Below are 12085 nucleotides of genomic sequence, written 5' to 3'. Positions count from 1 at the left end.
TCGGCGATGGCGTGGATGAGGTCGACGGCCTGGTGGGTGAAGAGGTGTTCGTAGCCCAGGCCGTGGCCGGTGGGCCACCAGTTCCCGGTGTAGGGGTGTTCGGGTTCGGTGACGAGGATCTTGCGGAACCCGGCGTCGGGGCCGTCGGCGGCGTCGTAGACGGACAGGGCGTTCATGTCCTCGAAGTCAAAGGCCAGGGAGCCCAAAGTGCCGTTCAGTTCCAGGCGCATGGCGTTCTTCCGGCCCAGGGCAAAGCGGGTGGCTTCAAAGATGCCGATCGGGCCGGCCCCGTTGCCGGTTCCATCCCCGCCGGCGAAGCGGGCGGTGAAGAGGGCGGCGTCGTCCACGGTGACCGGCCCGCGCTCCGCGTCGGCGGCGCCGTGCCCGCCCAGGCCCACCAGGTCCCCGGCCAGGGGGCGTTCGGTGACGAAGGTTTCCATCAGCGCCGAGACTCCGGTGATGTTCCGTCCGGTGATCCACTGGGCGGCGTCGATGCTGTGCGCCCCGATGTCCCCGAGCGCGCCGGACCCGGACTTGGTTTTGTCCAGCCGCCAGGTCAGCGGCGCATCCGGGTCGCTGAGCCAGTCCTGCAGGTACTGGGCCCGCACGTGCCGGATCTGCCCGAGCCGGCCTTCGTCGACCATCCTCTTGCCCGCCAGTCGGTTTCCACGGAGTCCCAGCCGTACTTGGCCGCCGCGGCCCGCACGCCCTCCGGATTCCGGCCGGCGACGGCCGCCAGTTCGGGAGCGAGCGGGAGGTCGAAGAACCGCGGCGCGGTCCGCCAGGCGTGGGAGTGCGCGGCGCCCATGAAGGCGTAGCCCACCATCCCCACCCGCAAGGGTTTCGGTTCAAACACAACAAGTCCTCTCTATTTGCTGAAACCGGCCGTGAGGCCGCTGGACTTCGAGGAAAGGGCAGTCGTGACAGACGGCCACGCCTTCAGCACGTCCAGCACCTCGGGGTTGCGCTCGGAGGCAAGGCATTCCTGATACGAGGCCTCCAGCAGCCCGCCCACGGAAACACGGGTTCCGCTCGACGCGCTGGCCATGGCGGCCTCCACCATGGCCAGGCTCATGATGTTCTCGTGCACCTGGCCCATCGGGGCGCTTCCGGTCCGCAAGGCCTGGACAAAGTCCCGCAGCGAACCGGCGATCTCCTGGCCGGGATCCGCGACGTCGTCGAGATCCGGTCCTGCGGCCGGTTCCACCGTTGGCGCGTTGTCGCCGTCCCAGAGAACGGTGCCGTTTTCGCCGCTGATCCGCCAGTTGGCGTTCCAGGACGTTTCCGAGCCCGGGCTGCACCAGCTTCCGGTGAAGACGAAGCGTTCCCCGCCGGACATTTCAAAGATGGCGGTGGCCCCGGCATCTCCGCGATACCAGCTCCACCGCGGGTTGTATTCCTCGCAGAGCACCGAGACGGGGTCCGCGTCCAGCAGGAAACGGGCCATGTCGAATTGGTGGATGGCCATGTCCAGCAGCAGCGGGTGGTCCATGGCGTCCCTGAATCCGCCGAAGTGCGGCGCCTTGAAGAACTCGGCCGAGACGATCCCGACCGTCCCGAGGGAGGACGCGAGCTCCTTGGCCGCGAACAAGTGGCGGTTGTACCGGCGGGACTGGCTCACCATGAACAGCTGGCCGGTCAGTTCGGCCGCCGCGGCGAGGGAGAGTCCCTGCGCCACGGTGGAGGCCACCGGCTTTTCGCCCAGCACCGGCAGGCCGGCGGCTAGCGCCTCAGTGGTGACGGGGTGGTGGGCCGCGGGGACGGTGACGTTGATGACGGCCTGGGCGCCGACGTCGGACGCCAGCTGCGCCGTACCGGCACCGACCGGGAGGCCGGGGCGCCCCAGGGCGGCCGCCGCCGCCTGGGCGGCGTCCAGGTCCAGGTCAACGATGCCGGCCAATTCGACAAGGTGCGACTGCTCCACGGTGTTCAGCCAGGCGCGGCCCATGCCGCCGGCGCCGACTACGACGACGCGTAGGGGAGTGCCGTCGTCGGGAATGGTGGCAAAGGGGGTGCTCATGCGTTGGCCCCCTGGTAGCTCTTGCCGTTGAAGAAGTCGTTGGTCTCGTATCGCAGCAGCTCGGGGTAGGCGCGCTTCGGGCGGTCGGTGACGGCCCATTCGACGGCGTTGGCGATGACGCGCCGGACGTCCTTGTGGTGGTAGACGGGGTAGTCCTGGTCGCCGGGGCTGAAGAAGAAGATCTTGCCGTGGCCGCGCCGGAACGTGCAGCCGGAGCGGAACACCTCGCCGCCGCTGAAGGAACTGATGAACACGAGTTCCTCGGGGGTGGGGATGTCGAAGAATTCGCCGTACATTTCCTGCTGCTCGATCACAATCGGGTGCGGCACGCCCTTGGCGATGGGGTGGGTGGGGTCCACCGTCCAGACGAGCTCACGGTCCTGCTCCGAGCGCCAGCGCAGGGTGCACGAGGTGCCCATGAGCTTGGTGAAGATCTTGGACCAGTGCCCGGAGTGGAGCACGATCAGGCCCATACCGGCGAGGACGTGGCGGTGCACGCGTTCCACGATCTCGTCATCGACGTCGCCGTGGGACATGTGCCCCCACCAGGTCAGGACGTCGGTGTTGGCGAGGACTTCCTCGGTGAGGCCGTGCTCGGGTTCGTCCAGGGTGGCAGTGCGGACGCTGGCCTTGGCGCCGAGGTTCTCCTCGATGCCGGCCTTGACGGCACCGTGCATGCCCTCGGGGTAGAGGCGGGCGACGAGCTCGTCGCGCTTTTCGTGCCGGTTCTCGCTCCAGACGGTGACGCGGACAGTGCCGTCCTGCGCGGTGGCGGTGTCATTCATGGTTTCTCCTTGAAAGTGTTGAAAGGTCTTTGTGGTGCGTGCGCGGCGTGGTGGGTGCGCCATTTGGCTGCGTTTGTTTGACTGCGCTTGTTTGACTGCGGGCCTGTTTGCGGGCCTATTTGACCGCGCCGCCGGTGGTGCCGGCAGCAATGTATTTCTGCGCGGCGACGAGCAGGATGATGGCCGGTATGGAGGCCAGGACCGCCGTCGCCATCACCGAACTCCAGTCGTTCACGTAGGCGCCGATGTACTGGAAGATTCCCAGGGTGACCGGGCGCACGGCCTCGGTGGTGGTCAGTGTCAGGGCGAAGAGGAAGTCGCTCCACGCGAACAGGAAGGTGAACAGCCCCGCCGTGATGAGCGAGTTGCGGCTCAGCGGCAGCACGATGGACCAGAACGCCCGGACGTGTCCGGCGCCGTCCACCCTGGCTGCCTCGATGACGGAGGCCGGCATGCCGTTCATGAACGCCCGGATGATCAGGATCGCGAACGGGATGCCGTGCGCTGAATCCGCCAGAATCAGCCCCGGAATGGAGTTGAGCAGGCCGAGGTCGTTGTACGCGGTGTACAGCGCGTTGGCCACCACGATCCCGGGGATCATCTGGCTGATCAGGATGGCGAACAGCACCACCCCGGCACCCCGGACCTTGAAGTAGGCCAGGGCGTACGCCGCCGGTGCCGCGATCGCCAGGCTCAGCACGACGCTGCCGAGCGAGATCACCAGGCTGGTGCCCAGGTTTCCGCCCTGCTCGCTGATGGCTGTGACGTAGCCGGTGAAATCGGGTTTGAGCGGCAGCCACGAGGTCTCCAGGGTGGTGCCGTTGGGCTGCAGCGACGCGTTGACCATCCAGTAGACAGGGAAGAGCATCACGGCGAGGAAGAACAGGGCCAAGGCCGTGGATCCCCAGTTCTTCCGATCCGCCGGCCGGGCCTTGCCCCGTCCGATGCCGGAGGCGTTGAGCCGGCCGGTGCGTTCGGTGATTTGCGGTGTTATGGTTTCCTCACTCATCAACGGCTCGCCGGCTGGCCCGGAGGTACAGGACCGCGAAGACCAGGGAAATGACCACCAGGACGTTGCCCAGTGCGGCGCCCTCGCCGAACTTGAACTCCTGGAAGGAGAGCGCGTAGGACTGTGTTGCGATGGTCTGGGTCGAGTTGGCGGGTCCGCCGTTGGTCAGGCCCAGGATGATGTCCAGCACCTTGAGTGTGTAGACGACGCCGAGGACCAGGACAACGCTCACCACGGGGCGGAGCATGGGCCAGGTGATGTGCCGGAAGGCCTTCCAGCCGGTGGCCCCGTCCAGCGAGCCGGCCTCGTACAGCTCATCCGGGATTTCCTGCAGGCCGCCGTAGAGGATGGTCAGGTTGAACGGGATGCCGATCCAGATGTTGACCCCGACGACGGCGATCAGCGCCAGGGAGGTGCTGGTCAGCCACGGCACACCGGTGTCCACGATGTGCAGCTCGCCCAGGAACCGGTTCAGCGCGCCGCTGTCCTTGTCGAGGATCCAACGCCACACGGCGCTGGAGACGATCAGCGGCAGCAGCCAGGGGAGCAACAGCAAGGACCGGAGGATCCCGTTCAGGGGGAACTTCCGCTGGAAGAAGATTGCCAGCGCCAGGCCGATCACGAACTGCCCCAGGATGGACCCGACCGTGAACAGTGCGGTGTTCAGCAGGGAGGTGGAGAACAACGACGACGACAACACAGTCGCGTAGTTCGCCAGCCCCACCCACGGGGCTTCGCCGGTGAAGAAGGTGGCGGTGGTGTAGTCCTGGAAACTCATGACGACGTTCTTGACCACGGGGTAGCCGAAGAACAGGGCCATGTAGATCACGGCCGGAACCAGGAACAGCCATTGGAAAATGCGCTCGCGGCGCTGGCGGCTGCGCCGTCGGGGTGCCGGCGCGGGGTGCCCGCCCTTGGTATGGCCGGGCGCAGACAGGGACTGTGCCTGCTCCACATCGGTGGTCAGTGACATGGCGGCCTTCTTACTGGCCCTGGGCTTGCTTCAGGGCGTCCGCCGGGGAGGCCTTGCCTGTCAGCGCAGTCTGGATGGCGGTGTAGATCTTGGTGGCCTGGGCCGGCCATCCCTCGCCGAGCTGGCCGGTGCGGGCGCGCGCCGTCTTGACGAGTTCGGTGAACGTGGCGAGCTTCGGGTTTTCGGCGGCGAATTTTTCAGCCAACGTGGTCTTGGACGGGATGGTGTTGCGGACCTTGGCCATGGCCAGCTGGTTTTCGTCGCTGTTCAGGCATCCGACCACCTCGGCCGCCTTCGCCTGGCGGGCCTTGTTCCCGGTCTGCGGGACAGTCCAGACCTCGCCGCCCAGCGGGGCCACGGCCGTCTGGCTTGCCTCCCGGACCGGGATCTTGACCACGCCGTACTGCAGCGACGTCTGCTTGTCCAGGGACGGGATCTGCCACGGACCGTTGACCATCATGGCGGCTTTGCCGGCCAGGAACTGGTCTTTGACATCCGCCTGCGTCCAGTTGAGCGCGGAGGAGGAGACCGAGCCGTCCTTCACGAGGTCCGTCCAGAGCTGGAGCGATTCCGCCGTCTCAGGGGTGTCGATGTTCTTCTCGTTGCCGCCGTTGGACCACATGACGGGAAGGAACTGCCACGTGCCCTCGTAGGTGGGGTTGGCGTTGAAGGCCAGGCCGTACTGGTCTCCGGCGGTCAGCTTGGCGGCCGCGGCTTTCAGCTCGGTCCAGGTGGTGGGGGGAGTGACGCCGGCCTTGGCCAGGATGTCCTTGTTGAAGAAGAGGGCGATCGTATTCACGGTGGGGGCCAGGCCGTAAACCTTGTCCTTGTAGGTGCCGGCGCTCAGCACGCCCGGGGCGAAATCGGCGGTGCTGATCTTGAAGTCAGCCAGGGGGGCCAGGGCTCCAGTGGCCGCGATCTGCTGGAGGTCCGGATTGTCCAGCATGAGCACGTCAGGCAGCGTCTTGGATGACGACTGCTGCAGCACCTTGGAGATCAGGGACTTGCCCGGCACGGTTTCGCGCTTGATGGTGACGCCGGCCTTGACGCCGCAGGCTTTGAGCGCATCTCCGATGAACGTCTTGTCCGGCTCGTTGTTGTAGTAGTCCATGACGGAGATCTCCGTGACGCTCTCCCCGGCGCCGGAGGCCGCAGTGCCGGTGCCGCAACCGGAGAGCACCACCGGCAGGCCAACGAGCGCGGTGACGGCAAGGGCCAGGGCCCGGTTCTTGGTCTTTACTGACTTCATTGTCTGTTCCTTCATTTGTGGAGGGTGTGGTTCGATACGCATCGATGACGATTAGCGAATCGCATCATCGATGCGTATCGACGATGCTGAAACGGATTGGTAGAACGAGTGTTGAAACGGATTACTGGTAGGTGAAACCGAACGGCGGCACTGCAGCCCGGCGGGGCGGTCTCACGATCCGCGGGGTGGGCGGATGGTGCTGGACCGGTGGATGATCCCCGTGGGTACCAGCTCCAGGGATTCGTGTGGTCCCTGGGAGCCGGCGTCGAGGAGCTGGCAGATGATCTTTACTGCGCGGCGGGAAACCTCCGCCGGCTTCTGATCAATGGTGGAGAGCGGTACGGGCTGAAGCTCCGCAAGGGTGGGGGATGCGCTGCCGATGACTGAGACATCGACGCCCGGGGTCAGGCCGCGATCGGACAGGACACGGCGCAGGATGTCCTGCACCGTGCGATCCGGGACGATAAATGCGGGGAAGCCGGTGGTCGATGCCAAGGCTTCGTCCACGGATTTGGAAATGGTGGCGAGGTCGGCCCCGCCGGGAAGGTGTAACGCGGTCACGCCCAATGCCGCGGCGGCAACATCCGTCCCTCGCATGAACCTGTCTACGTAGTTCACGTGCCGGTCCACCACCGCGGGCTGCCAGTCAATGACGGCGATCACGGAGTGACCTGCGGCCGCAAGATCGTGGACGCATTGCTCGCCGGCCATTTCAAAGTCGGCGTCGATGCAGACCAGTCCGGACGGATCGCGGGGAATGCCGATCAGCACCACGGGGACGTTGAGGGTCCGCACTACCGGCAGCCGCTCGTCCTCGCCTTCGACCTGCATGAGGATGAGGCCGTCGCAGATCTGCTGCCCCACCACGCGGCGGAGCCCGGCTGCACCCTCATCCTCGGTGACCAGCAGGATGTCGTGGTCGTATTGCCGGGCGGTGTTGGCAATGACGGAGACAAATTCCATGATCGAGCCCATCTCGAGCTCAGGGATGAAAGGGATGACCAGGCCGATGACGCGGGTCTTTCGGCTCGCCAGCGCACGGGCTCCAGCGTTCGGCTGGTAAGTGAGCTCCTCAATCGCGGCCTCGACCTTTTTCCTGGTCTTCTCCGAGATGGGGCGCTTGCCGCTGAGGACATAGGAGACCGTGCTTTGGGCGACACCGGCCGCCTCTGCCACATCTTTGCTGGTCGGCACGTTCCTGCCCTCCCTTCCCTCACTATGGGTTGTCGCTGGACGTTGTCGATACGCATCGTCGATGCGTATCGAAGACGAGTATGGCATGCATCACAACCCGGGCGCAAGGGTCGGCCCGCGGGGGACCAGCTTCGGGGGGCTACTTTGCGGAGTCTAGTCGCCCGCCGTGCCCGGCTCCGGGTTCCCGGCGGCGGGAGCTGCCGTCGACTCCCGGACCACCAGGTGGGTGGCGAGTTCGACCCGCCGCGAGTCGAGCTCCTCGTGGTTGGCCAGACGGAGGACGGCGCGCAGTGCGGCGCGGCCCATCTCCTGCAGGGGCTGCGTCACGGTAGTCAGGGCGGGGATGGACTGCTCCGCCTGGTACGTGCCGTCGAAGCCCACCACGCTCAGGTCTTCGGGGATCCGCAGCCCGTGCCGCCGGGCTTCGGCCAGGACGCCGAGGCCAATGCTGTCACTCCCCGCGAAGATGGCGGTGGGGGGCTCGGGGAGGGCCAAGAGCGCCTTGAGCGAGCGGATTCCGTGTTCGGGACGGAATTTGTCCAGCATGACGTAGTCGGGCCGGACCTGGACTCCGTCGGCCATGAGCGCCGCCATGTAGCCATGGAGGCGGGCCTGGTTGCATTCGGCCGATTCCGGTCCGCCAACGTAGGCGATCCGCCGGTGGCCGAGGCCGAGCAAGTGCTCAGTAGCTTCCTTGCCGCCCGCCCAGTTGGTGGCACCTACGCTGACAACCTCCGGCGGCGGCGGGTTGAGCGGATCGATCACCACCACCGGGATGTGCCGCCGGCGGAAGGCGCTTAGCTGGGCCGTGCTAAAGCCGGAAGTCACCACAATCAAACCGAGCCGGCCTTCATCCAGGATGCGTTGGGCCCGCCGCTCCGGACTGAGCGTCATGGCCGCCGGGTGCCCGGTTACATCGACCAGGACTTGGACGTCAATGGAAGCGGCTTGCTCCAGCACTCCGTTCAAGACCTCGACAGAGTACGCCGAGTACAGCGAGTCGAACACCACCTCCACGATCCCGGTCCGGCTCTCGGCGTGTTTGCGCTGGTGCGTGGACTGGTAGCCCAGCTGCTCAAGTGCCGCCAGGACCTTGGTGCGCGTGCTCTCGGCAACGTCCTCCCGGCCGTTGATGACCTTGGAGACCGTAGGTGAGGAGACGCCGGCCTCCCGGGCGACGGCGGCAAGCGTGGGCCTGCCGGAACCCTGGACTAGTGACACGATGACTCCTGTAGTTTCGAAATATTTCGATACGAAGAAGTCTCACTGTGTTTGCCCAGCGCGTCAAGTACATTTGCCATTAATGTCCTGTGAGTTCGGATTTCGCTCTTGACTGTGACTGTTGTCACCACTACTTTAGTTTCAGAAGTTGCAAACTTTTACGAAACTTTTCGAAGCTTAGCTTCACACCATCAGCAGCGGCAGCGCCGCCTTCCTCAGGAGGGCAGAGCTGCCACTCCCACAACCGGGCCATCAGCGCAGACCCCGGAGGACGAATGGAATCCCAGATGAAAAATCGCACGTTTCGCAGTGCCGCAATGGCCCTCTCGGCCGCCGCAGTTTCGATCAGCCTGGCCGCCTGCGGCTCCAGCGGACCGGCGGGAACTGCCGCCAGCGCCGACTCGGCCACCATGTGGGGGCTGACGGGCGGCAACCAGCCCGTCCTGCAGCAGTCCGTCACTGACTGGAACTCCGCCCACCCGGACTCGTCCATCAAGCTGGATTTCTTCGCGAACGACGCCTACAAGACGAAGGTGCGCACCGCCGTCGGCGCCGGCCAGGGCCCCACCTTCATCTACGGCTGGGGCGGCGGCGTGCTCAAATCCTACGTGGACGCCGGACAAGTCGATGATCTATCCGCGTTCCTGAAGGACAACCCCGACGTTCAGGACCGCTACCTTCCGGCGGTGCTCAAGAACGGCGTCATCGACGGCAAGACCTACGCCTTGCCCAACAACAACGTGCAGCCCGTGGTGCTGTACTTCAATAAGGAAGTCTTCGACAAGGTGGGCGCCGAGGCTCCCAAGACCTGGGATGAGCTGATGGCGCTGGTGCCGAAGTTCAAGGAAGCAGGCATTGCCCCGTTCTCGCTCGGCGGCCAGTCCCGGTGGCCGGACCTGATGTGGCTTGAGTACCTCGTGGAACGCATCGGCGGGCCGGAGGTCTTCGCCAACATCGCAGCCAACAAGCCGGACGCCTGGTCCGACCCCGCGGTCACCGAGGCGCTGACCAAGATCCAGCAGCTCGTGGACGCCGGCGGCTTCGCCAACGGCTTCTCGTCCATCGCAGCGGACAGCAACGCCGACCAGGCACTGCTGTACACCGGCAAAGCGGCCATGATCCTGCAGGGCGGCTGGATCTACCAGGGCATGAAGAAGGACGCCGCCGACTTCGTCAAGAGCGGCAAGCTCGGTTACACCACGTTCCCCACGGTCTCCGGCGGCAAGGGAGATCCCACCAACGTGGTGGGCAACCCCTCCAACTTCTGGTCCGTCTCCTCCAAGGCCACTGACGGCCAGAAGAAGGCCGCGCTCGACTACGTGAAGTCCGGCATGTTCTCTGACAGCAACATCCAGGCCCTCATCGACTCCGGCGCCGTGCCCGTGGTCAAGGGCATCGAAAGCAAGCTCGCCGCATCCCCGGACAAGGACTTCCTGACCTACGTCTACGGCATGGCCAAGAACGCCCCGAGCTTCACGCTCTCCTGGGACCAGGCTCTGAGCCCGGCGCAGGGTGATGCCATGCTGGCCAACCTGGACCAGATCTTCCTGAAGAAGATCACCCCTGAGCAGTTCGTCGCCACGATGAACGCGACGATCGGAAAGTAATCCAGTGTCCACCACATCCGGTTCCTCCCGGCGGGCCCTTCAAGCGGGCCCGTCGGGGTGGCTGGCCGCGCCAGCCCTTGCCTTCTTCCTGCTCTTCGCCATCATTCCGCTGCTCGGCGTCTTGTTCCTGAGCTTCACTTCGTGGGACGGCCTGGGCGAGATCAAGCTGGAGGGGCTCTCCAGCTGGACAACCGTCCTGACCGACCCCGTCACCGGCAACGCGCTGCTGGTGACGGCTAAGATCATGTTCTTCTCCTTCATCATCCAGGCGCCCATCAGCCTGCTCCTGGGCGTCTTCACCGCCGCTGGCCAGAAGTACCGGGCCGCGTTGGCCGTCCTGTACTTTGTGCCGCTGCTGTTGTCCTCGGCCGCCGTCGCCATCGCGTTCAAGGCCCTGCTGGACCCCAACTTCGGCCTGGGCGCCGGGCTCGGGCTGCCGATCCTGGCCCAGGACTGGCTGGGTAATTCGGACCTGGTGCTGTTCGTCGTCGTCTTCGTCATCGCCTGGCAGTTCGTCCCGTTCCACACGCTGATCTACCAAGGCGGCGTGCGCCAGATCCCCGCGTCGCTGTATGAGGCCGCGCAGATCGACGGCGCCGGACGGGTCCAGCAGTTCTTCAACATCACGCTGCCCCAGCTGAAATACACCATCATCACCTCCTCCACGCTCATGGTGGTCGGCTCCCTGGCGTACTTTGACCTCGTCTTCGTCCTCACCGGCGGCGGTCCCGGCTACGCCACGCGGCTGCTCCCGCTGCACATGTACCTCACCGGGTTCAAAGCCAATGACATGGGCGCCGCCAGTGCCCTCGGCGTCATCCTCGTCGCGATCGGCCTGGCCCTCGCCCTGCTGCTGCAGCGGCTGGGCGGCAAGAACCGCAACGCAAGCCAATTGGAAGGTGCCTGATGGCTTCCATTACCCAGATCCCCGTCCCGCCCTCGGCCCCCGCCCGCCCCGCCGCCAGGCCCCGCCCGCGGACCAAGGGACCGGGACGGACCCGCCCGAACTTCCTTGGCGGCCTCGGCGGCTGGCTCTGGCTGGCCATCATCATCGTCCCCGTCTACTACGTGGTGGTGACGAGCCTGAAAAACCAGGCCGGATTCTTCACGACCAACCCGATGATGCCGCCGTCTGAGCCCACCCTGGACAACTACAAACTGGTGGTGGAGAACGACTTCGCCAGGTACTTTGCCAACAGCCTCATCGTCACGGTGGGCAGCGTGGTGCCGGCACTCCTGGTTTCCTTCATGGCCGCCTACGCGATTGTCCGCGGCAAGAGCAGGTTCCTCAGCTGGACCAACAACCTGTTCCTGCTGGGCCTGGCCATCCCGCTGCACGCGACCATCATCCCCATCTACTGGATGATCACTCGCGCCCATATGTACGACACCCTGCTGGCCCTGATCCTGCCCTCCATTGCCTTCGCCATCCCGATCTCCGTGCTGATCCTGTCCAACTTCATGCGGGACGTGCCCAACGAACTCTTCGAATCAATGCGGCTGGATGGCTGCTCCGACTGGGCCATGATGTGGCGCCTGGCGCTGCCCATGACCCGGCCCGCCGTGGTGACCGTAGGGATCTACAACGCGCTCGGAGTCTGGAACGGCTTCCTGTTCCCGCTGATCCTGACCCAAAGCCCCGAAACCCGTGTGCTGCCGCTGTCACTGTGGACGTTCCAGGGGGAGTTCAGCGTCAACATCCCGGCGGTGCTGGCCGCCGTCGTGCTCGCTACCCTGCCGCTGCTGGTGGTCTACGTGATCGCCCGGCGTCAGCTGCTCAGCGGCCTCACGGCCGGTTTCAGCAAATAGAGAGGACTTGTTGTGTTTGAACCGAAACCCTTGCGGGTGGGGATGGTGGGCTACGCCTTCATGGGCGCGGCGCACTCCCACGCCTGGCGGACCGCGCCGCGGTTCTTCGACCTCCCGCTCGCTCCCGAACTGGCGGCCGTCGCCGGCCGGAATCCGGAGGGCGTGCGGGCCGCGGCGGCCAAGTACGGCTGGGACTCCGTGGAAACCGACTGGCGGGC

11 protein-coding genes and 1 pseudogene are annotated in these 12085 nt (G+C 65.6%); 4 read left to right on the top strand and 8 right to left on the bottom strand.

Going from position 1 to position 12085, the window contains the following annotated elements; all coding sequences use genetic code 11:
- The 8 genes and pseudogenes from AC1DDO_RS22890 to AC1DDO_RS22855 all read right to left on the bottom strand — a co-directional run.
- Positions 1-856: pseudogene (locus AC1DDO_RS22890) on the bottom strand (Gfo/Idh/MocA family protein); the annotation flags it as partial.
- Between the two features lie 12 nt (positions 857-868).
- On the bottom strand, positions 869-2020 hold the full coding sequence (locus AC1DDO_RS22885) for a Gfo/Idh/MocA family protein (protein WP_476972839.1): 1152 nt from the start codon (positions 2018-2020) through the stop codon (positions 869-871).
- Positions 2017-2805 carry a ThuA domain-containing protein gene (locus AC1DDO_RS22880; protein ID WP_476972838.1) on the bottom strand — a complete coding sequence of 263 codons (789 nt, stop codon included), beginning with the start codon at positions 2803-2805 and terminating at the stop codon, positions 2017-2019. The genes AC1DDO_RS22885 and AC1DDO_RS22880 overlap by 4 nt, the downstream gene beginning before the upstream one ends.
- Positions 2806-2920: 115 nt before the next feature.
- On the bottom strand, positions 2921-3673 hold the full coding sequence (locus AC1DDO_RS22875) for a carbohydrate ABC transporter permease (RefSeq protein ID WP_476869912.1): 753 nt from the start codon (positions 3671-3673) through the stop codon (positions 2921-2923).
- 133 nt (positions 3674-3806) lie between these two features.
- Positions 3807-4787: a carbohydrate ABC transporter permease gene (locus tag AC1DDO_RS22870; RefSeq protein ID WP_476972837.1), complete on the bottom strand. Its 981-nt coding sequence runs from the start codon at positions 4785-4787 to the stop codon at positions 3807-3809.
- 10 nt (positions 4788-4797) lie between these two features.
- On the bottom strand, positions 4798-6036 hold the full coding sequence (locus AC1DDO_RS22865; protein ID WP_476972841.1) for a sugar ABC transporter substrate-binding protein: 1239 nt from the start codon (positions 6034-6036) through the stop codon (positions 4798-4800).
- A 171-nt stretch (positions 6037-6207) separates the two neighbouring features.
- On the bottom strand, positions 6208-7230 hold the full coding sequence (locus AC1DDO_RS22860) for a LacI family DNA-binding transcriptional regulator (protein ID WP_476972836.1): 1023 nt from the start codon (positions 7228-7230) through the stop codon (positions 6208-6210).
- Between the two features lie 153 nt (positions 7231-7383).
- Positions 7384-8454: a LacI family DNA-binding transcriptional regulator gene (locus AC1DDO_RS22855; protein WP_476972840.1), complete on the bottom strand. Its 1071-nt coding sequence runs from the start codon at positions 8452-8454 to the stop codon at positions 7384-7386.
- 284 nt (positions 8455-8738) lie between these two features.
- Here AC1DDO_RS22855 and AC1DDO_RS22850 point away from each other — a divergent pair, with 284 nt between their 5' ends.
- The 4 genes from AC1DDO_RS22850 to AC1DDO_RS22835 all read left to right on the top strand — a co-directional run.
- Positions 8739-10058, top strand: a complete 1320-nt coding sequence (locus AC1DDO_RS22850) for an extracellular solute-binding protein (RefSeq protein ID WP_476972835.1) — start codon at positions 8739-8741, stop codon at positions 10056-10058.
- A gap of 4 nt (positions 10059-10062) precedes the next feature.
- The gene (locus AC1DDO_RS22845) at positions 10063-10965 is read left to right on the top strand and encodes a carbohydrate ABC transporter permease (RefSeq protein WP_441411309.1); all 903 of its coding nucleotides are present in this window, start codon (positions 10063-10065) and stop codon (positions 10963-10965) included.
- The gene (locus AC1DDO_RS22840) at positions 10965-11867 is read left to right on the top strand and encodes a carbohydrate ABC transporter permease (RefSeq protein ID WP_476869791.1); all 903 of its coding nucleotides are present in this window, start codon (positions 10965-10967) and stop codon (positions 11865-11867) included. Before AC1DDO_RS22845 ends, AC1DDO_RS22840 begins: the two co-directional genes overlap by 1 nt.
- A 12-nt stretch (positions 11868-11879) precedes the next feature.
- Positions 11880-12085: Gfo/Idh/MocA family oxidoreductase (locus AC1DDO_RS22835; RefSeq protein ID WP_476972834.1), on the top strand; the 206-nt coding region annotated here is incomplete at its 3' end.

Source organism: Arthrobacter sp. 10N43 (assembly GCF_056394525.1).
Note: the sequence above shows the minus strand (reverse complement) of the source record. Positions and strands in the feature narration are given on the sequence as shown.

What these genes read in the sequence shown, in the direction of transcription:
- AC1DDO_RS22885 (WP_476972839.1), bottom strand. Translation starts at nt 2,020, where the DNA reads ATGAGCACCCCCTTTGCCACCATTCCCGACGACGGCACTCCCCTACGC.
- AC1DDO_RS22880 (WP_476972838.1), bottom strand. Translation starts at nt 2,805, where the DNA reads ATGAATGACACCGCCACCGCGCAGGACGGCACTGTCCGCGTCACCGTC.
- AC1DDO_RS22875 (WP_476869912.1), bottom strand. Translation starts at nt 3,673, where the DNA reads ATGCTCTTCCCTGTCTACTGGATGGTCAACGCGTCGCTGCAGCCCAAC.
- AC1DDO_RS22870 (WP_476972837.1), bottom strand. Translation starts at nt 4,787, where the DNA reads ATGTCACTGACCACCGATGTGGAGCAGGCACAGTCCCTGTCTGCGCCC.
- AC1DDO_RS22865 (WP_476972841.1), bottom strand. Translation starts at nt 6,036, where the DNA reads ATGAAGTCAGTAAAGACCAAGAACCGGGCCCTGGCCCTTGCCGTCACC.
- AC1DDO_RS22850 (WP_476972835.1), top strand. Translation starts at nt 8,739, where the DNA reads ATGAAAAATCGCACGTTTCGCAGTGCCGCAATGGCCCTCTCGGCCGCC.
- AC1DDO_RS22840 (WP_476869791.1), top strand. Translation starts at nt 10,965, where the DNA reads ATGGCTTCCATTACCCAGATCCCCGTCCCGCCCTCGGCCCCCGCCCGC.